Origin of the sequence: Streptomyces sp. NPDC056061, assembly GCF_042266885.1 — a bacterium.
Classification (GTDB): domain Bacteria; phylum Actinomycetota; class Actinomycetes; order Streptomycetales; family Streptomycetaceae; genus Streptomyces.
Genome location: NZ_JBHJWQ010000016.1, coordinates 159,240 through 182,989, shown reverse-complemented (window position 1 = coordinate 182,989; position 23,750 = coordinate 159,240). Strand labels below are relative to the sequence as shown.

The 23,750-nt window shown below is 74.4% G+C and carries 17 protein-coding genes; 10 read left to right on the top strand and 7 right to left on the bottom strand.

Annotated features, from left to right (window positions below; genetic code table 11):
* Window positions 1-182 precede the first annotated feature (182 nt).
* Complete coding sequence (locus ACFC79_RS22890) at window positions 183-410, top strand: DUF397 domain-containing protein (RefSeq protein ID WP_376242883.1); 228 nt, start codon at window positions 183-185, stop codon at window positions 408-410.
* A 389-nt stretch (window positions 411-799) separates the two neighbouring features.
* Here the strand turns inward: ACFC79_RS22890 and ACFC79_RS22885 are convergent, their stop codons facing one another.
* From ACFC79_RS22885 to ACFC79_RS22875, 3 genes are all read right to left on the bottom strand, one after another.
* Entirely contained in the window at window positions 800-1,627 is an 828-nt protein-coding gene (locus tag ACFC79_RS22885; RefSeq protein ID WP_376242880.1) for a sugar phosphate isomerase/epimerase family protein, read from the bottom strand.
* Window positions 1,624-2,778: a dihydrodipicolinate synthase family protein gene (locus ACFC79_RS22880; protein WP_376242878.1), complete on the bottom strand. Its 1,155-nt coding sequence runs from the start codon at window positions 2,776-2,778 to the stop codon at window positions 1,624-1,626. The genes ACFC79_RS22885 and ACFC79_RS22880 overlap by 4 nt, the downstream gene beginning before the upstream one ends.
* Window positions 2,779-2,935: 157 nt before the next feature.
* Window positions 2,936-4,087, bottom strand: a complete 1,152-nt coding sequence (locus ACFC79_RS22875) for a Gfo/Idh/MocA family protein (RefSeq protein ID WP_376242876.1) — start codon at window positions 4,085-4,087, stop codon at window positions 2,936-2,938.
* Between the two features lie 181 nt (window positions 4,088-4,268).
* Between ACFC79_RS22875 and ACFC79_RS22870 the strand changes: the two genes are divergently transcribed.
* The 4 genes from ACFC79_RS22870 to ACFC79_RS22855 all read left to right on the top strand — a co-directional run bounded on the left by ACFC79_RS22870 (window position 4,269) and on the right by ACFC79_RS22855 (window position 12,272).
* Window positions 4,269-5,414 (top strand): LacI family DNA-binding transcriptional regulator, encoded by a 1,146-nt coding sequence (locus ACFC79_RS22870; RefSeq protein WP_376242874.1) that lies wholly within the window; start codon window positions 4,269-4,271, stop codon window positions 5,412-5,414.
* A 325-nt stretch (window positions 5,415-5,739) separates the two neighbouring features.
* Window positions 5,740-8,772 carry a type 2 lanthipeptide synthetase LanM family protein gene (locus ACFC79_RS22865; protein WP_376242872.1) on the top strand — a complete coding sequence of 1,011 codons (3,033 nt, stop codon included), beginning with the start codon at window positions 5,740-5,742 and terminating at the stop codon, window positions 8,770-8,772.
* A 267-nt stretch (window positions 8,773-9,039) separates the two neighbouring features.
* Window positions 9,040-9,234, top strand: coding sequence for a hypothetical protein (locus ACFC79_RS22860; RefSeq protein WP_376242870.1), 195 nt, complete (start codon window positions 9,040-9,042; stop codon window positions 9,232-9,234).
* A 119-nt stretch (window positions 9,235-9,353) separates the two neighbouring features.
* Window positions 9,354-12,272, top strand: coding sequence for a helix-turn-helix transcriptional regulator (locus tag ACFC79_RS22855; RefSeq protein ID WP_376242868.1), 2,919 nt, complete (start codon window positions 9,354-9,356; stop codon window positions 12,270-12,272).
* A 126-nt stretch (window positions 12,273-12,398) separates the two neighbouring features.
* Here the strand turns inward: ACFC79_RS22855 and ACFC79_RS22850 are convergent, their stop codons facing one another.
* Window positions 12,399-12,971, bottom strand: coding sequence for a CGNR zinc finger domain-containing protein (locus ACFC79_RS22850; RefSeq protein ID WP_376242866.1), 573 nt, complete (start codon window positions 12,969-12,971; stop codon window positions 12,399-12,401).
* A 38-nt stretch (window positions 12,972-13,009) separates the two neighbouring features.
* Between ACFC79_RS22850 and ACFC79_RS22845 the strand changes: the two genes are divergently transcribed.
* Complete coding sequence (locus tag ACFC79_RS22845) at window positions 13,010-14,212, top strand: MFS transporter (protein ID WP_376242864.1); 1,203 nt, start codon at window positions 13,010-13,012, stop codon at window positions 14,210-14,212.
* 145 nt (window positions 14,213-14,357) lie between these two features.
* Window positions 14,358-16,466: a BTAD domain-containing putative transcriptional regulator gene (locus ACFC79_RS22840; protein WP_376242862.1), complete on the top strand. Its 2,109-nt coding sequence runs from the start codon at window positions 14,358-14,360 to the stop codon at window positions 16,464-16,466.
* Between the two features lie 171 nt (window positions 16,467-16,637).
* Here the strand turns inward: ACFC79_RS22840 and lanKC are convergent, their stop codons facing one another.
* From lanKC to ACFC79_RS22825, 3 genes are all read right to left on the bottom strand, one after another.
* Window positions 16,638-19,268 carry a class III lanthionine synthetase LanKC gene (lanKC, locus tag ACFC79_RS22835; RefSeq protein ID WP_376242860.1) on the bottom strand — a complete coding sequence of 877 codons (2,631 nt, stop codon included), beginning with the start codon at window positions 19,266-19,268 and terminating at the stop codon, window positions 16,638-16,640.
* A gap of 23 nt (window positions 19,269-19,291) precedes the next feature.
* Window positions 19,292-20,668 (bottom strand): MFS transporter, encoded by a 1,377-nt coding sequence (locus ACFC79_RS22830; protein ID WP_376242858.1) that lies wholly within the window; start codon window positions 20,666-20,668, stop codon window positions 19,292-19,294.
* Window positions 20,669-20,840: 172 nt separating this feature from the next.
* On the bottom strand, window positions 20,841-21,032 hold the full coding sequence (locus ACFC79_RS22825) for a hypothetical protein (protein ID WP_376242913.1): 192 nt from the start codon (window positions 21,030-21,032) through the stop codon (window positions 20,841-20,843).
* Window positions 21,033-21,370: 338 nt separating this feature from the next.
* Here ACFC79_RS22825 and ACFC79_RS22820 point away from each other — a divergent pair, with 338 nt between their 5' ends.
* The 3 genes from ACFC79_RS22820 to ACFC79_RS22810 all read left to right on the top strand — a co-directional run bounded on the left by ACFC79_RS22820 (window position 21,371) and on the right by ACFC79_RS22810 (window position 23,612).
* A complete protein-coding gene (locus ACFC79_RS22820; RefSeq protein WP_376242856.1) occupies window positions 21,371-22,486 on the top strand; it encodes a radical SAM protein in 1,116 nt (371 codons plus the stop codon).
* Between the two features lie 179 nt (window positions 22,487-22,665).
* Window positions 22,666-23,415: an iron-containing redox enzyme family protein gene (locus tag ACFC79_RS22815; RefSeq protein WP_376242854.1), complete on the top strand. Its 750-nt coding sequence runs from the start codon at window positions 22,666-22,668 to the stop codon at window positions 23,413-23,415.
* Complete coding sequence (locus ACFC79_RS22810; RefSeq protein WP_376242852.1) at window positions 23,412-23,612, top strand: aroma-sacti cluster domain-containing protein; 201 nt, start codon at window positions 23,412-23,414, stop codon at window positions 23,610-23,612. The genes ACFC79_RS22815 and ACFC79_RS22810 overlap by 4 nt, the downstream gene beginning before the upstream one ends.
* Window positions 23,613-23,750 lie beyond the last annotated feature (138 nt).

Genomic DNA, 23,750 nt, shown 5'->3' with positions numbered 1-23,750 from the left:
CAGCAAGACCCCCACCGGCCCGGCCATCGTCTTCTCGACGGACGGCTGGTCCTCATTCGTCGCAGCGGTCAAGGACGGACACCTCACCGCCTGACACAACTCCTACAGTCTCGCCCTGGGCGACGCCGCCCCACTGCGGAAGTCGGTGGCGCTGGTCCGGGCCATCGCAGAGGAACACGAACATGCACAACAACACCAACACCGCCAGCACTGACAGCCCGCTCCTGACCGGCTGGCTCAAGTCCAGCTACAGCGGTGGAGCCAACGGCGAATGCCTTGAGGTCGCCGACGGCCACACCTCGGTCCCCGTCCGCGACAGCAAGACCCCCACCGGCCCGGCCATCGTCTTCTCGACGGACGGCTGGTCCTCATTCGTCGCAGCGGTCAAGGACGGACACCTCACCGCCTGACGCTCGCGAGTCCCCGGCGGGTTCTCGCCATCAGGCGGGAACCACCGGGGCGGCGTCACGTGCGCACATGGCCGGGATCTCTGCCGACCTGCGGTTTTCGGGCCACCCGAACGACTCCCGTCGCCTCGTGGCGCCGGTCCCGCACCGTGGCGGTGCTCCCGGAGCCCGACGGAGCCGGACAGCTCGGCCAAGGCGTGCAGCGCATCGCGTCGCACAACGAAACGGGGCCCGGTCGTGATGACCGGACCCCCCTCGTATCCCCCTCCGTCAGGGCTTCCCGATCCCCCCGGATCCCACCCCGGAAGCGCCCGACGTCAGATATGACTCAGCGGCCACCCGAACGGTTGCACGACTTTGCGATCTCTTTGCCCTGTTGGCAAAGAGCCTTGTCAGCAGGCATGCTCGGCGTAGCGGGAGGCGACCTCCGCGAGGGTTTCGGCGCCGTCGCGGGCCCAGAGGGCCTCGTTGAAGATCTCCACCTCGATCGGGCCGTCGAAGCCGGTGGCCTCGACGAGCGAGCGGAAGGCGCGGAAGTCCACGGAGCCGTCGCCGAGTTGGCCCCGGCCCAGCAGGACTCCGGCCGGGAGCGGGGTGATCCAGTCGGCGAGCTGGAAGGAGTGGATGCGGCCGGTGGCGCCCGCCCGCGCGATCTGTGCGGGAGCCTGGTCGTCCCACCAGATGTGGTACGTATCGACGACCACGCCGACCTGGTCGGCGGGGAAGCGTTCCGCGAGGTCCAGGGCCTGGGAGAGCGTGGAGACGACGCAGCGGTCCGAGGCGAACATCGGGTGCAGCGGCTCGATGGCGAGACGCACGCCGCGCTCGGCCGCGTAGGGGGCCAGTTGGGCCAGGGCGTCCGCGACGCGTTCGCGGGCGCCGTGCAGGTCCTTGCTCCCGGCGGGGAGTCCGCCGGAGACCAGGACCAGGGTGTCGGTGGACAGGGCCGCCGCCTCGTCGATCGCGGCGCGGTTGTCGTCAAGGGCGCGGGCCCGTTCCGCCGGGTCGAGCGCGGTGAAGAAGCCGCCCCGGCAGAGGCTGGTGACACTGAGGCCGTGGTCCTTGAGGAGGGCGGCCGTGCGCTCGACGCCGTACTCCTGGACGGGGGCCCGCCACAGGCCGACCTTGTCGATGCCCGCCTCGGCGCAGCCCTTGGCGAGTTCGGGCAGCGACCACTGCTTGACGGTCTCCTGGTTGATGGAGAGACGGCCGTCGCTCATCGGGTGCCTCCGTTTCCGCCGTTGACGGCGAGCAGGGTGCGCATGCGGGACTCGGCGAGTTCCGGGTCGGGGAACAGGCCGAGCCGGTCGGCGAGTTCGTACGCCTTGGCCAGGTGCGGCAGCGAGCGGGCGGACTGGAGGCCGCCGACCATGGTGAAGTGGTCCTGGTGGCCGGCCAGCCAGGCGAGGAAGACCACGCCCGTCTTGTAGAAGCGGGTGGGCGTCCGGAAGAGGTGGCGGGCCAACTCGACCGTGGGGTCGAGGAGTTCACGGAAGCCCTGGACATCGCCGGTGTCCAGGACGCGGACCGCGCGGGCGGCCAGCGGGCCGAGCGGGTCGAAGATGCCGAGCAGCGCGTGGCTGAAGCCCTGCTCGTCGCCCGCGATCAGTTCGGGGTAGTTGAAGTCGTCGCCGGTGTAGCAGCGGACCCCGCCGGGCAGGCGGCGGCGCACGTCGATCTCGCGCTCCGCGTCCAGCAGGGAGATCTTGATGCCGTCGACCTTGTCCGGGTGCTCGGCGATGACCTTCAGGAAGGTGTCGGTGGCGGCATCGAGGTCCGCGGAACCCCAGTAGCCGTCCAGCGCCGGGTCGAACATCGGGCCGAGCCAGTGCAGGACCACCGGCTCGGATGCCTGGCGCAGCAGGTGTGCGTAGGTCTCCAGGTAGTCCTCGGGGCCCTGTGCCGCCGCGGCGAGCGCGCGGGAGGCCATCAGGATGGCCTGGGCGCCGCTCTCCTCGACGACGGCGAGCTGCTCCTCGTAGGCGGCGCGGACCTCGGAGAGGGTCGCGGGCCCGGCGGGGAGCTGGTCGGTGCCGACACCGCAGGCGATGCGGCCGCCGACGGCCTTCGCCTCGGCGCCGGACCGGCGGATGAGTTCGGCGGCGCCCGCCCAGTCCAGGCCCATGCCGCGCTGGGCGGTGTCCATCGCCTCGGCGACGCCCAAACCGTGCGACCAGAGGTGACGGCGGAAGGCGAGGGTGGCGTCCCAGTCGACGGCGGCGGGGTCGTCGGGGCTGATGTCGGCGTACGGGTCGGCCACCACGTGGGCCGCGGAGAAGACCGTACGGGAGGCGAGCGGCGCCCCGGCCGGGGCGAGGTCGAGCGGGGTGGTGCGGGGCTCGTACGGGCCCTGCGGGAGGTGGATGGTCACGGGGGTCGGCTCCGATGCTCCGTGGGTGCGGTACGCGCCGCGTGCGCCGCGGTGCGCACCACCGGCGCAGTGCGCACCATGCGTGCGGAGTGCGCCGGTGGGTGCGGTGTGCGCCGGTGGTACGTGCCGCGGCGTGCGGTACGTGAGGGGGGCGTCGTTACAGGGACAGTTCCGGGATGTCGAGGCGGCGGCCCTCGGCGGCGGACTTCAGGCCCAGCTCGGCGAGCTGGACGCCGCGGGCGCCGGCCATCAGGTCCCAGGCGTACGGCTCGTCGAGCACGATGTGGCGCAGGAACAGCTCCCACTGGGCCTTGAAGCCGTTGTCGAAGACCGCGTTGTCGGGGATCTCCTGCCACTGGTCGCGGAAGGACTCGGTGACCGGGAGATCCGGGTTCCAGACCGGCTTGGGGGTGGCCGAGCGGTGCTGGACGCGGCAGTTGCGCAGGCCCGCCACGGCGGAGCCGTGCGTGCCGTCGACCTGGAACTCGACGAGCTCGTCGCGGTTGACCCGGACCGCCCAGGAGGAGTTGATCTGCGCGACGGCGCCGCTCGCCAGCTGGAAGATGCCGTACGCGGCGTCGTCGGCGGTGGCGGTGTACGGCTTGCCCTGCTCGTCCCAGCGCGTCGGGATGTGCGTCTGGACGTGCGCCTGGACGGTGGTGACCGGGCCGAACAGCTCGTGGAGGACGTACTCCCAGTGCGGGAACATGTCGACGACGATGCCGCCGCCGTCCTCGGCGCGGTAGTTCCACGACGGGCGCTGGGCCTCCTGCCAGTCGCCCTCGAAGACCCAGTAGCCGAACTCGCCGCGCACGGACAGGATCTCGCCGAAGAAGCCGCCGTCGATGAGGCGCTTCAGCTTCAGCAGGCCCGGCAGGAAGATCTTGTCCTGGACGACGCCGTGCTTGATGCCCGCGTCACGGGCGATGCGGGCCAGCTCCAGGGCGCCCTCGACGTCCGTGGCGGTGGGCTTCTCGGTGTAGATGTGCTTGCCCGCCGCGATGGCCTTCTTGATCGCCTCGACGCGGGCCGAGGTGACCTGGGCGTCGAAGTAGATGTCGATGCTGTCGTCGGCGAGGACCGCGTCGAGGTCGGTGGACCATTCGGTCAGGCCGTGCCGCTCGGCGAGCTCCTCCAGCGCGTGGGCGCGGCGGCCGACCAGGACCGGCTCGGGCCACAGCACGTCGCCGCCGCCGAGGTCGAGGCCGCCCTGTTCGCGGATCGCGAGGATCGAGCGCACCAGGTGCTGCCGGTATCCCATGCGACCCGTCACGCCGTTCATGGCGATGCGCACTGTCCTGCGTGTCACGAGAGTTCCTCCATGGAGCCCATAGAGCCGGGGCGAGCACGGGCATCGTGGTCGACATCGGCGTAGCAAGCGCTTTCTATCGCGTATGACGCTAGCCTGCGAACAGCGGCTCGGACAAGAGGGGGTCCCGCGGACGGCTCCTTCCCCCGTGCTCACCCGTGTCGTTCCTCGGAGGAAATCGATGACAGTCACCCTGGCGGACGTGGCGGCCCGCGCCCGGGTGTCCCCGGCCACCGTCTCCCGTGTGCTGAACGGCAACTACCCGGTGGCCGCGTCCACCCGGGAGCGGGTGCTGCGTGCGGTGGACGACCTGGACTACGTGCTCAACGGGCCCGCGAGTTCGCTGGCGGCGGCCACGTCGGACCTGGTCGGCATCCTGGTCAACGACATCGCCGACCCGTTCTTCGGGATCATGGCGGGGGCGGCGCAGGCCGAGATCGGGGGCCCCGGGGACGGGTCGGGCCGGGCGGGCGGCGAGAAGCTCGCCGTGGTCTGCAACACGGGCGGCTCCCCCGAGCGCGAGCTCACCTACCTGACGCTGCTCCAGCGCCAGCGTGCCGCGGCGGTCGTCCTGACCGGTGGCGCCGTGGAGGATCCGGCGCACCGGGCGGCGATCTCCGCCAAGCTCACGAAGCTCGCGGACGCGGGCACCCGGGTGGTGCTGTGCGGGCGGCCCCCGCTGCCGGACGGCGAGGCGTTCGTGGCCGCGCTCGCCTTCGACAACCGGGGCGGCGCACGCCGTCTCACCGAGCATCTGCTCTCGCTCGGCCACCGGCGGATCGGCTACGTCGCGGGCCCGGCGGAGCGCACGACGACCCGGCACCGGCTGGAGGGCCACCGGGACGCCATGCGTGCGGCGGGGCTCGCCGTAGGCGGGGCGGCGGAGGCCGGGAGGACTGCTGGGGCCGGGAGAACGGCCGGCGGGCAGGGGTGGCCGGGGGATGCGCGGGACGAGGACCGGCTCACCGTCCACGTCTCCTACGACCGGCGCTCCGGCTACGCGGCCACCCTCGAACTGCTGGACCGCGAACCGGAGATGACGGCCGTCGTCGCCGCCAACGACACGGTGGCACTGGGCGCCTGCGCGGCGGTCCGGGAACGCGGGCTGCGCATCCCCGAGGACGTCTCGGTGGCCGGTTTCGACGATCTGCCGTTCTCGGTGGACGCGGTCCCCGCGCTGACCACCGTGCGGCTTCCGCTGGCGGAGGCGGGTGCGCGGGCGGGGAGGCTGGCGATGGGCAAGGAGACGCCCCCGCCGGGCGGCATCGCCACCATCGCGGCGGAGCTGATGGTCCGGGGGTCGACTGCGGCGCCGCGCGGGCGGTGACGACCCGCGCCCCGTAGCCCCGTAGCCCCGTAGCCCCGTAGCCCCGCGACGGTACGGGCGGCCTTCGCGGCGCCGCCCCGGACGGGGCGCACGGCGGACAGCGGGCCGCGAATACACGGTCAGGCCCTCGGCCGCACCGTACCGGCCCCCAGTTGCCTCGTACCGGCCACGACCTCCGCGCACCGCCCATGGCTGCCGCATACCGGCCCCCGGCCCGACGCGGGGGCGGAAAGATGGGGGTGCAGCCCCCATGCCCGACGGGCGTCGCGCCGGAAGTATGGGGCGTGGCGGACCGGTGGGGCCGGCGCCGGACCGAGGAGGTGCGATGACGGGGAACAATCCGGTGGACGGCGGGCGGCTGTGCGTCTCCCCCGCGACACGTCCGTCGACGGCCGCGGACCCGGCCGTCGAACGGGTCGGCCTGCTGGAGGCGGAACGGCACCCGAAGGCCGACTCCCTTCTGCCCGAGGGGCGTTGGTGGTCGCCTGCACTGACCGACGGCGAGGCATCGCGCGAACGGGTGCCCGACTGGGCGGCGTTCGCCCAGGAGGTGGTCTCCTCGGCCCCCGAGCGGCCGGCGATCGGTGGCGAGGAAGGCTTTCCGGGGCTGCGCGGTTTCGAGCGCGTCCTCGCCCCGTTCACCATCCGCGCGGCGGAGCGCCTGCTGAACGAGGTGCCCCGGGGGCTGCGCGCATCCGCCGATCTGACCGCCGTACGGGCCGACTTCGAGCGGCATCTGGCCGGGCGGCTCGCCCGGCTCGCGGCCCGCACCCTGGTCCTGGAGCTGCACGCGGCGCGCACGGCGGGACGCCTGGCCGGGGCGAGCCCCGAGGACAGGTTCGCGGACTTCGTACGGCTCACCGGCTCCCGGGACGGGCTGGCCGCCCTCCTCACCGCGTATCCGGTTCTCGCCCGGATCCTGGCACGGGCCGCGCTCGACGCCTCCGCGTCGCTCGCCGAGATGCTGACCCGGTTCGCCGCCGACCGGCGAATCCTTCCGGGCAGGGCCCCGGAGGGCGGGCGACGCGGGCGGCTCGTCGGGGTCGAACCCGGGGCCGGGGACGGACACCGGGGCGGGCGGACCGTGATGCTGCTCCGGTTCGAGAACGGTTCCCGGCTCGTCTACAAGCCGCGTCCGCTCGCCGTGCACCGGCACTTCAACGAACTCGTCAGCTGGTTCAACACACTTCCCGGCACACCCGGGCTGCGCTCGCTCGTCCTGCTGGACCGGGGGACCTACGGCTGGGTGGAGTGGGCCGCGGAGCGGCCCTGCCGCACGACCCGCCAGGTCGAGTCCTTCTACCGGCGCCAGGGCGCGCTGCTCGCCCTGCTGCACGCCCTGGACGGGACCGATCTGCACTACGAGAACCTGATCGCCGACGGGGAGCACCCCATGCTCATCGACGTCGAGACCTTGTTCCACCCTCCGCTGCCGGCCGCGGAGTCGGACGATCCGGCGGCCCGTGCCCTGCACGACTCGGTGCACCGGGTGGGGCTGCTGCCGCAACTCCTCGTCGGGGACGAGACGGCGCTCGACATGTCGGGGATCGGCGGCGGGCAGGCCGCCTCCTCCCCGGTCAGCACCGCCGACTGGGCCGACGCGGGAACGGACCGGATGCGACTGGTGCGGCGGCCGGGCCGCTTCGGCGAATCCGCCAACCGGCCCCGGCTGAGCGGCACTCCGGCCGATCCGTCCGCCTTCACCCGGTCACTGCGTGCGGGATTCCGCGCCGGGTACACCGCGATCTGTCAGGCCAGGTCCGAACTCCTGCACCCCGGCGGGCTGTTGGAGCAGTTCACGCACGACGAGGTGCGGGTGGTGGCCCGTCCGACCTGGGTCTACACGACGCTCCTCGACGAGTCCACGCATCCTGACCTGATGCGGGACGCGGGCCGACGGCACGAGGTGCTCGCCCTGTTGGGGACCGATCTCCTCGGGCCCGCCGCGTTGCCCGGCCTGCTCGACGAGGAACTCGCCCAGCTGTGGGCGGGGGACGTCCCGCTCTTCACCGCCGTGCCGGAACGCACCGATCTGTGGAGCGCGACCGGCCGCCAGCTGCCCGGAACGCTCGCCCGGACGGGGCTGTCCCTGGTCCGCAGGAAGCTGACGGCCATGGACACGGTCGACCGTCAGGACCAGGAGCGGATCATCCGGGCCGCGATGGTGACCACCTCGCGCGAGCCCGCCCACGGGGGCGGACACGGGCCGCGCAGGGCCCGTACCGCGGCGACCGCACCGGAACCGGAGCACCTGCTCGCGGCGGCCCGGTCGGTCGGCGACGAGCTGGTGTCCCAGGCGTACTCGGGGCCCACCCGGCTGAACTGGATCGGGCTGGAACTGCTCGGCGAACGCTACTGGCGGCTGGGGCCGATGGCCGCCGACACGGCGAGCGGCTACACGGGCACGGCGTACTTCCTCGCCCAGCTCGCCGCACTCACCGGTGCGGACCGCTACGCCACCGCCGCCCGGGACGCCCTGGCGCCCCTCGCCGGACTGCTGGACGCGCTGCACGCCCGCCCGGACGATCTCGGCGCGGTGGGCTCGGGCGCGTTCGCCGGGCTCGGTGGCATCGCCTACGTACTGGGGCAGGTCGCCGAGACGCTGGACGATCCGCGGCTGCGTGAACTCGTCGTGCCCGCCCTGAGGTTGACCCGTGCGGCGGCCGTCGAGGAGAACGAGCGCGGGGTGCGCGGCGGCACGGCCGGCGGGCTGGTCAGCCTGCTCGCCGGGTACCGGGCCACCGGGCGGACGGATCTGTGGCACGACGCGGAGCACTGTGCCGGACTGCTGCGCGAGGCACCGCTGCCGGACGGCGCGGGGTTCGCCGACGGGTCCGCCGGGATCGGCTGGGCGTTGCTGCGCTTCGCCGAGGCGGGCGGCGGCGAACCATATCGTTCCTCGGGGCTCGCGGCGCTTCGGTCCGCGACCGGAACCGTGGACGCGGGCAGCTCCTGGTGCCGGGGCCGGACGGGCGTGGCGCTGGCCGTGCTGGACAGTCCGGCCGCGCTGGCCGATCCGGCACTCGCGGCCTGGGCGGGCGAGGCGGTGGCGGACATCGCACGGGCGGACCCGCCGCTCGACGACAGCCTGTGCCACGGCGAGCTGGGGGTGCTCGAACTGCTGCGTCCGGGAACGACGACGGATGCCCGCACCCGTTGGGTGGAGCGGGCGGGGGCCCTGCTCGCGGCGGCCGACCGGACCGGGCCGCGCTGCGGAACCCCCGGGCAGGTGCCGCATCCGGGTCTGCTGACCGGGCTCGCGGGGATCGGACACGGTCTGCTGCGAGCCGGATTCCCCGACCGGGTACCGTCGCTGCTGCTGCTCGCCGACCCCGCCGAGCCGGTGTCGACGGGGTGAGCACAGGGGTGCCCCGGGCCGGTCGGCCGGCGAACGGGCAGCCCGTACACCGCACATGCACTGCACCGAACGTCCCGTACACCGGATGTCCCGCAGGCCGCGGCAGTCGTCATGCTCGCCGCGGGCGGAGGGCACGCACCGCACACCACGAACACTCCCGCACACCACGGCCCGACACACAACCCAACACCATCCGACGGGCCACGATCCGACGGGCCACGCACGTGCCGTTCACCATTCACGCGAACACGAGAAGAGGCAGGAACCATGCAGACCAACAACGTGTTGGCCCTCCACACCACCGAACTCCTCGACGACGGCACCGCGGAGCACCCCGCAGGGCGGATCGCACTCGGTGCGCACGGTGGGCTGGGTCTGCGCAGCAGACTCCTGAGCGTCTCGGAGAGCGAGTACGGCTCCACGATCGATCCGCCGTTCACCACGATGACCGCGCCGTACTGACCCGGTCGGCCCAGGATCGGCCCGGATCGGCCCGGATCGACGGAATCAACTCAACTGAGCGACAGAACAAGCGGTTTGGCATACTCCCCGGACGGTTTCCGCTCAAGTAGCCTGCGTCCATGCGTGCCACTTCGTCGGTGATTGTCGGGAGAGTCGCAGAGACCGCCCTGCTGAACCACGCCCTGGACGACGCCTCGCGACGTTCGGGGCGTGCGGTTTTCTTTGTCGGGGACGCGGGCATCGGCAAGTCCCGACTCGTCGGCGAGTGCGCGTACCGGGCGTACGCGCGGGGCATGCCGGTGCTGCGCGGCCGGGCCACGTCGACCGGGCTCGTCGTGCCGTTCCGGCCGCTGATCGAGGCGCTGTCCTCGCGGTTCCGGGCGTCCGGGCCGCCCACCGATACGGAGCTGGACCCGTACCGTCCGGCGCTGGCCCGGCTGGTGCCGGAGTGGCGCCGGGACTCCTCCCCGGGCTATCCGGAGACGGTGATCGAGCTGGCGGAGGCGCTGCTGCGGCTGCTGTCGGTGCTCGGCAAGGAACACGGTTGCGTGATCCTGCTGGAGGACCTGCACGACTCCGACACCGAGACGATCGCCGTGGTGGAGTACGTCGTCGACAACGTGGCGGAGCTGCCGGTGCTGCTGCTGGGCACGCTGCGGCCGGAACCGGGCGTGGCCCTGGACCTGGTGCGCGCGGCGGAGCAGCGGCAGGTCGCCACCGTGCGCGAGCTGGCACCGCTCGACGACGCGGAAGTGCGGGAGATGGCCGCCTCCTGCCTGGAGACCACCCCGTGCGCGGTGCCGTCGGCCACCCATGAGCGGCTGACCGGCCGGGCCGGGGGCAATCCGTACCTGGTCGAGGTGCTGCTCGCCGACCTTCTCGACTCCGGCCAGCTGCGGCACGTCGACGACCGGTGGCAGGCGTTCGGGAACGTGGACCCGGCGGTGCCGACCGGGGTGGTGCGGAGCTGGGCGCGCCGACTTGACCGGTTCGACGCCCCGGTGCGCGAACTGCTGCTGTGCGCGGCAACGTTGGGCAGTCAGTTCTCCGTCACCGTGCTCCAGACCGTCGCCGGGCTGGACGACCGCACGCTCTTCAGTCATCTGCGGTCCGCCGTCGAGGCGAGCATCATCGCCCCGGACGGCGCGGACCCCGACCGCTACACCTTCCGCCACGCGCTGACCGCCGAGGCCCTGGTGGCGTCGCTGGCCCCGGCCGAACGCGCCGCGCTGGCCCGTCGCGCGGCCCATTCCCTGGAGGCGGTGGCGGGTGAACTCGGGGACGAGCAGCTCCAGTTGATGGCTTCCTTGCAGATGTCCGGGGGTGACAGGCACGGCGCCGCGCGGCAGTTCGCCGCCGTCGGTCGGCGGATGCTCGCCGCGGGCGCGTCAGGTTCCGCCGTCATCCTGCTGGAACGGGCCCGCTCGCTGGCCCACGAGACCGATGTGCGGGCGGTCACCGAATCCCTCGCGGTCGCCCGTGCCGAGGCGGGCGAACTGGACACGGCCCTGGCGCTGGCGGCCGAACTCCCTCCGGTGCCGGCCCGTTCCGAGGCGGCCGAGCAGCGTGGCGAGACCCATGTCCGGATCGCCTGGGCGGCCGTGATGGCGGAGCGCACGGACGAGGCGGCCGGTCAGATCCGGGCCGCACGGAGCATGCTGGGCACGACCCCCCGGCCGGAGAAGGTGGCGGCGCTCGACGTGGTGGAGGGACACCTGGCGCTGCTGCCCGGCCAGGGCCGCCCCGCACAGCAGGGGGCCGCCCGGGAGGCGGCCCGGCGGGCGGCGGCCGTCGCGGAGGAGCGGGATCTTCCCGTAGTCGCCTGCCAGGCCTGGCAGTTGTTGGCGCTGCTGTCCCGGGAGGACGGTTTCGACGAGGCCGACTCCTGCCTGGAACGGATGCTCTCGGTGGCCGAGCACCACACCCTGCCGGTGTGGCGGGTGGAGGCGCTGGTCCGGCTCGGGGCCAACACGTTCATGCGGACCGGTGACCCGGCCCGGCTGGAGACGGCCCGGACCGCCGCCCAGTCGCTGGGCGCGCTGGTGCCGACGCAGACCGTGGACGGGCTGCTCGCCATGAACGCGGTGATGCGCGGCGAGTGGGATGGTGCGCAGGAGATCATCGAGCGGTCGGTGGCCGCCAGTGCCCGGATACGCAATCTGGGCGCGCACCGCTACCTGCTGCTGGCCTCGGCGACGCTCGCGGCGCACCGGGGCCGAAGACGGGAGCTGGACCGGGCCCTGGTCCGTTTCCGTCGCGCGGGCGGGGAGGAGTCCCTGCTCGTACCGCTGCACCTGGGGCTCTGCCGTGCGTTCGCGGCGCTGTTGGAGGAGGACCGGGGGCGGGCGCTGGCCGATCTGGACGCGTCGCTCGCCTGGGAGCGCGAGCACCCCAGCTACTTCTACCTGAGCGGGCGTTACGGCCTGCGCCCGTTGCTGCGGACCCTCGACGGGCGGGGCGGGCGCGCGGACCTCGCCTCGGTGCTGGAGAGCCCCGGCGCGGACCTCGCCTGGAACCAGCTGTTCCTGCGGCTGGCGGACGCGGTGCTGCTGGGCAGGGAGGGTGAGGCGGACCGGGCGGCGCGGACGGTCCGGGCCGCCGTCGCGGACGCGGCGACCTTCCCGCTGGCCCGCCATCTGGCGCTGCGGCTGGTGGCCGGTGCGGCGCTCGCCGACAAGTGGGGTGATCCGGTGGGCTGGTTGCGGGTGGCGGAGGAGTACTTCTACGGGGCGGGGATCCAGCCGGTCGCGGCGGCCTGCCGGGCCGAACTGCGGCAGGCCGGGGCGAGTGTCGGGCAGCACCGGGGCGGTTGGGACCGCATTCCGGCCCCGCTGCGGACGAGCGGCGTGACGCCGCGCGAGTACGAGGTCTTCGTACTGCTGGCGGAGCGACCGGGGAACCAGCAGATCGCCCGGCGGCTGTCGATCTCGCCGCGCACGGTGGAGAAGCACATGGCGAGTCTGCTGAACAAGACGGGCCGTCCCGACCGGGCGGCGCTCTGCGACTTCTCCGCCGAGTGCGCGTCGGAGCACGACTGACGCGCGGGGCCGGACAGGGACGGGGGCGGGAGCGGGGACGCGCGGTCGGCCCGCCCGGAGCCTGTCGGGTGCCCTCCGGCCGGGACGCGGTCCGGTCCGGGCCGGGCCGGTCCGCCGGGCAGGCCCTCAGACGGAACGTGAGCGGTGGGCCGCGACCCGTTCGCGCGTCGCGCACCGGCGCGAGCAGTAGCGGCGTTCCGGGCCGCCGCCCTGGGTGATGAAGACGTTCCGGCAGCCGGACGACGCGCAGACCCGGCCGGGCGGGCGCCGGCGGTCCCAGACCAGGACCGTCAGGGCCATGCATGACGAGGCGAGGAGCCATTCGTCCCAGGGGGCGTCGTCGTCGCCGTCGAGGTGCGGGTGCCAGGGGCTGCCGCCGCCGTGGGACGTCAGACGGAGCTGTCCGGTGTGCCCCCTCAGGAGGCGGTTGAGGACATGGGCGGCTGCGTCGACGTGCTCGGCGGCGAAGACCTCGCGCAGCAGTGCGGCGGCGGCGCGCATCGCGTCGACATCGGCGGGGGTGAGGTCCAGGGGGCCCGTCTCCCCGTGGGCCCGGAGCACGTCGGCGATGTGCGCGGGATCGGGGCCGTCATCGGCGAGCGCGTTGACCAGGGCGGCGGTCCGGCGGGCCGTGGCCAGGACCGAGTGCCGGGCGGACCAGTCGTCGACGTGGGAGAGCATCCGGCGAATGTAACGCATCTTGCCAATTTTTGAGTTACCTCCGTAACGTCTCGCCGATGAAGAAGCGTTACTCACTCTCCTGGTACCTCGCCGGGGCGGTGGCCGCCCGTGCCGGGGACGAGATGTCGGGACCGGCGCTCCTGCTGGCGGGATTCGCCCTTGCCGGTTCGGCCACCGACGCCTCGTCGCTGCTCGCGGGCATCACGGTCTCCGCCGTGGTGGGAGGGCCGGTGCTGGGGGCGCTTCTCGACCGGTCGCAACGGCCGGGCCACCTGCTGGCCGGGGCACTCGCCCTGTACGCGGCGGGTCTGGGGGTGATCCTGGCGGGGCTCGGCCGCCTGCCGTTCGCCGTCGTCCTCCTGGTCGCGGTGCCGACGGGGCTGCTGGGACCGGCCCTGTCGGGCGGTTGGACGGCCCAGTTGCCGCAGGTGGTGGCCGGTGACGGCCTGCCCCGGGCGAACGCGCTCGACGCCATGACGTTCGGCGCGGCGAGCCTGGCCGGTCCGGCTCTCGCGGGCGGTGTGGCTCAGATGACGGGGGCTCCGTCGGCGGTGGTGGTCGCCGCGGCGCTCATCGGCCTGGCCCTCCCCGCCGCGTGGCTGCTGCCCGCCCGTTCCGGTGCGACGCGCCCCGCCGGGTCGACGTCCGTGCTCGGCGACCTCACGGCCGGGGTGCGAGTCATCGTCGGGAGACCGGCACTGACCCGCGCGACGGTCACCTCGGTCGTCTCCTGCACCGCCCAGGGCATGCTGACGGCCTGTGTCCCGCTGCTGGGCGAACGAATCCTCGGCGGTGCCGGCCGGGGCGCGATGCTGCTCTCCTGCACGGCGGTCTCGGCCCTGCTGGCCAACGCCGTGCTCGCGCGGTTTCCGCTCCGGGCCGCCCCCGACGCCCTCATCCGGGCCGGTGCCCTCGTCCAGGCCGCCGCCCTGGCCCTCGCCGCGTCGGGCCGGCCGGGCCCGCTGATCGTGGCCGCGTTCCTCCTCGGGATCGGTGAGGGCCCCCAGTTGGCCGCCCTGTTCGAAGTCCGCCACCGGGAGTCCCCGGAACACCTGCGCGGTCAGATCTTCACCACCGGCGCCAGCCTGAAGATCACCGGCGCCGCGCTCGGGGCGGCGGTCGCCGGGCCGGTTGCCGCCCGGTCGCTTCCGGGCGCGCTCGCCCTCGCGGCGGGGGTGGCGGCCTTCGCGGCCCTCGTCTTCTCCCTCGTCCCCCCGGCCACCACCGACGGGACCGGGGTACGGGCACCGTCGAGTTGATGGGGGCATGGAGCGGGTTTGGTCGGGCTCCGCCACGGAAGATGCGGGACCGGCACCGATGTGGGGGCGGCTGCGCCCGGCGGACCATCCAGGGGTGCGACCGTCAGACCGCCGTCCGTCCCCCGGTTCTTCGGAGGCTCCGTCCATGACCCCACCCCCCACCCGCACGCCGCCGCCCGGCCCGCTCAGACTCTCGCTCCTCGGCCCGCTCTCCGGGAGCGTGGCCGGACGGCCGCTGCCGCTCGGCCCCCGTAAACAACGGCTCGTCCTGGCCATGCTGCTCAGCCGCCCCAACACCCCGGTGCCGGTGGATGTCCTCACCGACGCGGTGTGGCCGGACGCCCCGCCCCGTACCGCCCGCAAGAACCTCCAGGTGTACGTGAGTTCCGCGCGGACCCTGCTCGGCGCCAGGTGCCCCGACGGGCCGGGCACGGGCGAGGACGACGGCCGGGAGCGGCTGGTGCACTCCTGCGGCGGCTATCTGCTGCGGGTCGACGAGGACGAACTCGACACCCTGCGCTTCCGGGCGCTGGCCGCGGCGGGACGGCGGGCCGCCGACGACGGCGATCAGCGGACCGCCGCCGACCTGCTGCGCCGGGCGCTGGACCTGCGACAGGGGCCCGCGCTGCACGGCCTGTGCGACTCGCCGGAGGTGGCCGCGGAGGCGGAACGGCTGGAGGCCCGGTGCCTGACCGTGCACGAGGACTGGGCCGAGACGGAGATCTCGCTGGGGCGGGCGTCCGCGGTGGTGGACGGGCTGCGGGACCTCGCCGAGCGCCACCCGTTGCGGGAACGCATCCGCACGGCATGGATGGACGCACTGCACCGGACCGGGCGCAGGGCCGAGGCGCTTGCCGTGTACGACGAGTACCGGCAGTCGCTGGCACGCGAGTTGGGTCTGGAGCCGGGCGCCGCCATCGCCGCACGGCACCGCGCGATACTGACCGGACGCGGCGGCGCGGACCGCCCGCGGTCGTCCGCCGGACCGGTCCGGCAGGCCGCCTCGACGGCACCGGCGTCCCCCGCGGTGCCCGAGCCCGTCTCGACGGCCGGACGCCCTTCGGCGCCCGCACCCGCCGACGCACCGGCAGCGGCGCCCCGGACGCCACTGCCCGCCGTCGTGCCCGACTTCACGGGCCGGGGCGAGCAGTTGCGCGAGCTGCTGGACGTGCTGGACGGGGAGAGCGGCCGGGTGGTGGTGATCACCGGTGCGGCGGGGTCCGGCAAGACGGCGCTGGCCACGCGGGCGGCGCACCTGCTGGCAGCACGTCATCCGGACGGTGTGTTCCACGTCCGGGTGCGCGACGGGCGCGGAGCGGTGCGTCCCGCCTCCGAACTCGTCGGGGAGCTGGTCCGACTGACCGGCGGAACGGATGCGGCGGGTCCGGACGCCGAGCACTGGCGGCACCGGTCCCCCGGGCGCCGTTCGCTGGTCGTGCTCGACGACGTACCGGACGAGGGGACGGTCCGTGAGCTGCTGCCGGACGCCGGACGCAGCTCCTTCGTCCTCACCGCCCGGGGCCAACTCGCCGGACTGGCCCCCGTGCACCGGGTCGCGCTGCCTCCGCTGTCCCCGGCCGAGGCCCTGGAACTGCTCGGCCGCCTCATCGGGCCGGGCCGGGTGGAACTGGACCGGGCGGCGGCGTCGCGGATCGCCGAGTGCTGCGGGTACCTGCCGCTGGCGGTGCGGGTGAGCGGGATGCGGCTGGCGGTGATGCGCCATCTGCCACTCGCCGAGTACGCCGAACGGCTCGCCGACCCGGACGGGGCCCTGGACGAACTCGTCGCCGGGGACGTCTCGGTACGGGCCCGCCTGGCCTCCGGCTGGCAGGACCTGCCGCCCCGGAGCCGACCGGCCCTGAGCCGGCTGGCCCGCGCCGTCCGCGAGGGTCCGTTCACCCTGCCGGAGGCGACGGCGGCACTCGGCTGCGACGAACGCCGGGCGTTGCGGACGGTGGAATCGCTGATCGGCTCCGGGGCGGTCACCTGTCCCAGCGGCGAGGTGACCGCGCACGCGGTGCTGTACGAACTGCCGCGCCTGACCGCGCTGTACGCACGGGAGCGGGCGGCCGTCGAGGAGGCGGCCCCGGTGTCCGGGGCGGAGTACGGGTCGGAGTCCGTGCCCGTGCCCGAAACCGGGTCCGTACCGGAGTTCGCGTCCGGGTCCGTTCCGGTGCCGGGTCCGGTCCCGGGGCCGGGTGGCTTCGGTCCGGCGGCGGGGGCGGCTTCCCGCGCGGCGCTGCCGGTGGGGTGAGCGGGGCTCGCGCCGTGCCCGCACGGCGACGGCGCGAGCCCCCGGAAACATCTGGACCCGGGAGCGGCAGGGGTGGTTCCCGCCGCTCCCGGGTCCTGTCGGGTCCGGGTCCCCACCGTCCCCCGGCCGCGGCCGTCTCCCGACGGGTCCGCGGCCACGACCGTCCCGGGCTCAGCCCAGTGTCAACACGTCCAGCAGGTCCGGCCGTTCGTCCGGCGCCGCGAACATCGTGTGCAGGGCGAGCAGCATCCCGGCCGCGCCGGTGGCGAGGTCGGCGGAGAAGCGGCGGAGCCGCGCTCCCGGGACCAGCAGCCGGTCCTCCTCGGCGACCAGGTGCCAGGAGAGGTTCCGCACCGAGTCCAGCAGTTCGGGGCGCCACGTCCCGGGGCCGGACACGTCCGGGCCGGACCCCCCGCGGCCGGATGTCCCGGAGCCGTGCGGGGCGTCGGCGGACAGCCGGTGCGCGGTGGCCACCAGTCCGCTGCGGCCCCGGAAGAGGCCCGGTTCACGGACGAACTCCAGGACGCACCCCTGCTCGATGCCGGGCAGCAGGGCGGCGAGTTCCGGATCCTCCCGGTGGGCCAGATAGCGCTGCGCGACCAGTGCCACGCCACCGCTGCCCTGGTCCAGGTAGAGCAGGTGGCGTTCCCCGTCCTTCACCTGCACGCTGCCGCCCGGCATGGCCACGCAGTGCCCGGCCTCCCTGGTCAGTGCCGCACCGGCGGCGTCCAGCAGCCACTCCTCGCCGGTGCGCCCGTACAGTTCGAGCTGGAGCAGTGCGGCGCCGCAGAGCCCGCGCAGCAAACCCGCGGAGGGCGGGGCGGCCGGGCCGCCGTCGACGGTTCCGCCGCGGACCAGCGAGTCGAGGTCCCAGGCGGTCCGCAGCGCCCGTTCGAGCAGGTCCCGATCGGGCGGACCGTCGCCGTCCGAGGCGAACCGCAGCGCGGCGAGCGCCGTTCCCGCCGTACCGGTGAGCAGATCGGCCGAGGCGGCGGCCGGGGCCCGCAGCGCCCGGTCGAGCAGTTCTCGTCCCTCCTCGCGGCGGCCGAGCCGGGCCAGGACCAGGGCGACGCCGGGCAGCCCGTCGAACAGTCCGCCGGGGGTGTCCGGATTGCGGCGCAGCGCCGTCCGGGCCAGCCAGTCGACGTGCTCGGCGGGCACCGGGGCGCCGACCCGGTCCAGGGCGTACAGCACCCCGGCCGCGCCGTACGCGGCACAGACGCCGCCGGTGGCGAAGCCCGCCGGGTCGCCGGGGAACAGCCGGTCGGTGCGGTCCGGGGTGGCCCCGGCGCGGATGCCGGCCAGGAGCCGTTCGCGGATGCCGGGCCAGTCGGGGGCCGGGCCGCGCAGCAGCGCGTCCACGGTCGCCTCGCCGCTGTCCCGAGGCAGGTTGCGGCCGAGCAGGGCGGGGCGCGGCGGGCCCGCGTCGGGGCCCAGCCGGTACCGGGTGCGGGCCCAGCGTTCGATGGTGAGGGCCTTGCCCCGGTCGTGGTCGGACATCTCCATCAGCGGCATCAGGATGTGCAGCCAGGTCGCCCAGAGCGCGTAACCGTCCGCCTCGATCCCCCCGGTGCCGAGCGGCGCCTGGAGGCCGGGCGCGCCCGCCAACGGCGTGTCGGTGTCGTCGAGATCGGTGGCGTACTCGAAGTCGATCAGGACCACACGGCCGTCGGGGCGGAGGATGATGTTGGCGGGGTGCACGTCGCCGAACCGCAGCCCGCGGGCGTGGATCAGGTCGAGGGCACGGGCGAGCCCGTCCGTGACGGACCGGGCCCACCGGGCGTAGGCGTCGAGCTCGGCGGGGGTGCGTTCGCCCCGTACCAGCACGAAGCGGTCGACGATCTCGTCGAACAGGGTGGTGCCCTCGATGTGCTCCTCGATCAGGAAGTGGTGCTCCCAGACCGTGCGGACGCCGTACACCTCGGGCACGCAGTCGAGTCCGGCGAGCCGGGTCAGTGCCCGGTGCTCGCGGTGCAGTCGGGTGACGGCGTCGTCCCCGGCGGGGTCGAGCCCGCAGTGCGGCCGGGCCTCGCGCAGCACCACCTGCCGACCGGTGGTGCGGTGCACCGCCAGGTAGATGCCGCCCGCGTTGGAGAACTGGAGCGCCTTGGTGACGACGTACGGGAAGCTGTCGTCGCGGGCGGCGGCACGGGCGGCGAGGTGGGGTCGCAACGGTTCGGGAACGGTCACCCATTCGGGCAGCCGGAAGACCACGCCCCGGGTGTCGGGGACGAGTTCGCCGGAGGGGTGGCGCATCGCGCGGACCCGGGTGCCTTCGGCGTCCCGGCACCAGAGTTCGACGAACGCGCCGTAGCGGACGTGCACGGGGGTGTTCCCGATCCGCAGGTCGCTGAGGATGTACGGTCCGCTGCGCCCGTCCAGGGCCCGGCCCAGGGCGTCCAGCAGACGCAGGAACGCGGCTTCGCCGTCGGGGTAGAGGGTGATGAACTTGCCCGCACCGGACCGGTTCATGTACTTCGCCGACATCAGCCGCAGGGCGCGCGCGCTGCGCAGGAACTTGAACGCCACCCCCTGTTCCAGGCAGATCCGGGCGGTGTCGGCGAGGGTCCGCTCGGCCTCCTCCGGGACCGTGGAGATGTGGATCTTCCAGCCCTGTTCGGGGAGTTCGGCGGCTTCGGGGTGCAGCGCGGTCCACAGGCCGCCGGAGCCGCGCCGCCAGCCCGCGGGGGGTTCGGCGCGGTCGAGCGGGTAGCGGGTGTCCTCGTCGGGCAGCCGGGCCGGGGTCTCGTAGTAGCGGCGGTCGGCGAGGCAGTACAGCTGGGTCTCCTGGATGCCGGGCACGGCATACCTCCTGGGACTCGTGGTCAGGGGCGGGAGCTGCCGGTCCCGGTACGGTGCGCGGGGGTCGGGTCCGAGGGCTGCGCGTGCGGCGCGTGCGGCACGTCGGGGGCGTGCCCCGGGGGCGGTGCGTCCGCCCCGTCCACCGTGTTCGGCCCGGCGGACGGACCCGTGGCGTCCGCCGACGCGTCGGCCGCGGGCGGCGCGGAGCCGGACCGGGCGGACGGCGCCAGCGTGACGACGGTGGCGGACACGGCGAGGACGGCGGCGATCGCCCCGAAGGCGCCCCGGCTGCCGAAGGCGGTGAGCAGCGCGCCCCCGGCGAGCGGGCCGAACGGCTGGACCAGCGAGGAGAGGAACCCGGCGGCGCTCTGCACCCTGCCCACCCGGTCGTCGGGGGTGACCACCAGCATGGTGGACAGGAACCCGATGCTGGCGACCGTGGACAGGCACATGCAGGCGGCGCAGAGCAGCCCCGCGAACAGCGGGACCCGGATCCAGGCAAGTGCGACGGCGGTCGCCACACAGAACCAGCAGGTGGCGGCGATCAGCAGCCAGGTGTGGCGTTCGGGGCGCAGCCTGGGGGCGAGGAGCGCGCCGGTGAGCGCCCCGACCGAGATGAAGGTGACGATGGTGCCGCCGCCGAGCCCCGACCTGCCGCCGCCGGAGAAGACGGTCAACGCGGTGAACGTCAGGGCGCCGAAGGCGAAGTTCATGCCCAGCCCGAAGACGAGCAGCACGATCCGCAGATAGGGCAGCCGCCACAGGAAGGACACCCCGGCGGTCAACTCGGCCCGGCTGAACGCGGAACCGGCCCGGGTCTCGGCCCTGGACCGGGTGCGGACCAGGGCGACGCAGAGCGTGGACAGCAGCAGCCCGACGGCCTCGGCGAGGAACGGCAGGACGGGGTGCAGGCCGAACAGCCCGCCCCCGACGAGCGGCCCCACCAGTCGTGCGGTGGCGGTGCGGGCCTGGAGGCGGGCGGTCGCGGTCCCCATGTCGTCCGGCGGCACGACACTGCGCATCAGCCCGAAGGCGGCAGGTCCGTAGAGGCTGCTGACGACGGCGCCGGCGGCGGCGACCAGCAGCACCAGCGGCAGCGGGGCGTGCCCGCTCCACACGGCCACGACCAGGGCGGAGACGACGCAGAGGCTGCCCAGGTCGCACAGGCGCATCAGCCTGCGGCGCTCCATCCGGTCGGCCATCACCCCGCCCGGCAGCATGGTGATCAGGACCGCGGCGACGGACACCGTGCCGATGGCACCCGCCTGCACGGCCGATCCGGTCTCGCGCAGGACGAGGAGCGGCAGGGCCAGCGCGGTCATCTGGGTGCCGAGGACGGCGAACAGGCCGCTCATCCACAGCAGTCGGAAGTCCCGGTTGTTTCGAAGCGAGGCGGCCATCGTCGGCTCCCGGTCGGTTTCGGGGACAGGGACGGGACACGGCCGGCCTGCGGGGCCGGCCCGGGAAATCGAGGCGGGGCGGCCTCCGTGAACACGGAGCCGCCCCGTTTCGGCCGGCCGGGCGCCACGGGGAGCAGGTCCCGAAGGTGGCGCCGCGGCCCGGTCGTCAGCCTTACTGCTGTTCCAGGATGAGGCTCACGGTGCTGACGCAGCTGCCGTCGACCGAACGCTCGTGGACGCCGGCGGTGTCCTGGAGGTCCAGCACGGAGTGCGCCTCGACCTCGGGGGTCTCGTTGTTGTCGTCGGCGACGGGCTTGGTGTTCTCGGACATGGTGGTCTCCGTCCACTCGTCTATCGCGGTCATCTCCGGCCGTCCCGGGCGTGGCCCGGTTCCTCCGGTTGCGGCCGGCGGGTGCCTGCCGCTGACCAGAAAGCTAGGAGGCCGGGCCTCGCAAACGGCTCGGCTCCGGTATGGGCGCGGTATCGCGGCAGCTCACCGGGGGTCGACGGAAGCGCCCGGCCGTCCGACCGGGACACGCGGCCGGGCACCGGGCCCCGGTCCGGCCCGTCGATCGCCGCCCGGCCTGCGGACATACCGGTTGTGAACCGTTCCCGGACCGGTGCCGAACCCCCCGGCCGGACGCTGTACTCGCGCACGGCGGCCGCACGCCGCGCCCCCCGACGCCCGAAGGAGACGGCCGGATGGAGCTCGCCGAACTCATCGGACTGCGGCCGGTTCCGGCCGGTGGAGTGCTGATCACCCTGACCCGGCGCTGCCCGTTGCGCTGCGCCCACTGCTCCACGGGCTCCGCGCCGGAGGTCCGGGAGGAGCCGGGGGCGGACGCGCTGGAACGGTTCGTCTCCTCGTTCACCGCCACCGACCGGCCCGAGGTGATGATGCTGACCGGGGGCGAGCCGCTGCTGCGCCCGCGCCTGGTGGCCGCGCTCGCCCGCACGGCACGCACCGTCGGCACCCGGACCGCACTCCTGAGCGGGATGTTCTTCGCCCGGTCGGAGGGCGGGCTCCCGGCCCCGGTGCGGCGGGCGGTGTCGGCCCTCGACCACTTCTCCGCAAGTCTCGACCTGCCGCACGAGCGGGAGGTGCCCCGGGCCGCGGTGTTCCGGGCGGTGCGCGAGATACGCGAACTGGGGGTGGCGGTCAGCTTCCACCTCACCGGCACCGGCCGGGACGACGCCTATCTCGCGGACGTCACCGCCGACATCGACCGGTCGTTCGGCGGAACGGTGCCGTCGCTGGTCAACGAGGTGCGGCCGTTCGGCCGGGCGGCGTCCTGGGCCCGCCCGGCCCGTACCGTGCCGGACGACGCGGGCGCGCTGCCGTGCGCGATGGCCGCCTGGCCGGTGGTCGCCTTCGACGGCACCGTTCTGGCCTGTTGCAACCAGGACACCGTGGACCGCCGCCCCGCCCCGCCGCATCTGCGGCTCGGTCATGTCGAGGAGGACGACTGGGCCGCCGTGCGGGCGCGGAGCCTCGGGTCACCGCTGCTGCGGCTCGTCCGCACGGTCGGCCCGGCCCATCTGCGGTCGCGCTGGTCGCCCGGCACCCCGGCCGGTTCCTACTGCGGGGACTGCCATCGGCTCGGGGAGCTGCCGGGCGTGGTCGCGGCGGCCGGTGCGGTGGCGACGGGCGCGGCGGGCGCACTGCTCGACCTGACCGCGGCCCGCCGCCAGCACGCCCAGGGGCCCGAGGCCCTCGTGCGGCGCCACGGCTGCGCCGCGTACGCCGACCTGGTGACGGCCCCTTCCCCGGCCGCCTCCCGGATTCCGGCCGCGGCCCCGGAAGGCTCCATGCCATGAACCCCGCCGGACAGCGATCGCGCCATCCCGCGGAACCGACCGGGGACAGCCGCCCGGAACCGGGTCCCCGACCGACAGCGGAACCGACCGGGGATCCGACCGAGGACGGCCGCCCGGCACCGGCTCCCGGAGCGGCCACGTGGCCGGTCCGGGGCGCGGCCCCGCCCGCCTCCGCGCACATGCCGATGGCGCGCGGCGGCGGGCGCGGGCCCTCGGCCTCCGAGCGCCTGCTCACCAAACTCGCCCTCGGTGAGACGGCGTTGCGGGCATCGATGGCCGGGCTGTGGCGAACCGAGGGGCTGCTCCCCCGCTACCGGACCTACCTGTGCACGATGCACGCGGTGATCCGCGCGTCCGTACCCCTGATGGAGCGCGCCGCCGACCGGGCCTCGCTGCTGGCGCGGTACGGCGATCCGCTGGGCGCGTCGCTCGTCCCCTACCTGGAGGAACACATCCGGGAGGAGGCGGACCACGACGCCTGGCTGCTGGAGGACCTGGCGGCGGCGGGCGGCGATCCGCGCTCCGCCGCGGACCCGGTTCCCCCTCCGCTCGTCGCCTCGCTCGCCGGTGCCCAGTACTACTGGATCGAGCATCACCACCCGGTGGCGCTGCTCGGCTACATCGCCGTCCTGGAGGGGCACGCCCCGGCCGCCGGACTCGCGCCCCGGCTGGCCCGGCTGACCGGCCTGCCCGCCCCGGCCTTCCGTACCGTGCACGAACACGCGCGACTCGACGACGGTCACTCCGCCGAGTTGTACGCGCTGCTCGACCGGCTGCCGATGTCGCGGGGGCAGGAGACGGCGGTCGCCGTCAGCGCCCTGCACACCACCGACGCGCTCACCCAGTTGTTCGTCCGGCTCGGGCGCACCGTACCGGCCCGGCCGGCGCGGGGAGCCGGGCGGTCCGTCCCGATGGGAGGCCCGTCATGACCGAACCACCGGACCGGCTCGCCGTGCTGTACGGCGCCGGTTTCGCCGTCGATCTGCTGACCGACGAACAGCGCCAGGTGTTGAACGACCTCGCGCCGGAGGAACTCGCCGTGCTGCTCGACATCAAGACCCGCCTGGACGCGGTGGGCCCCGAGGTCGAGGCACACGGCGAGATCGCGGGCGGGGCCCTGTTCTGAGGGCTGCCCCTCGACACGCGTCGTCCGGCAGCACCCGGTACCGGTTCCCCGGACCGGTCGTCGTGCGGCGGGCCGGTTCCCGTGATCCGGTCCGCCGCACCGCCGGGCCGAGCACAGGACGGACTCGCGCAAGAACTG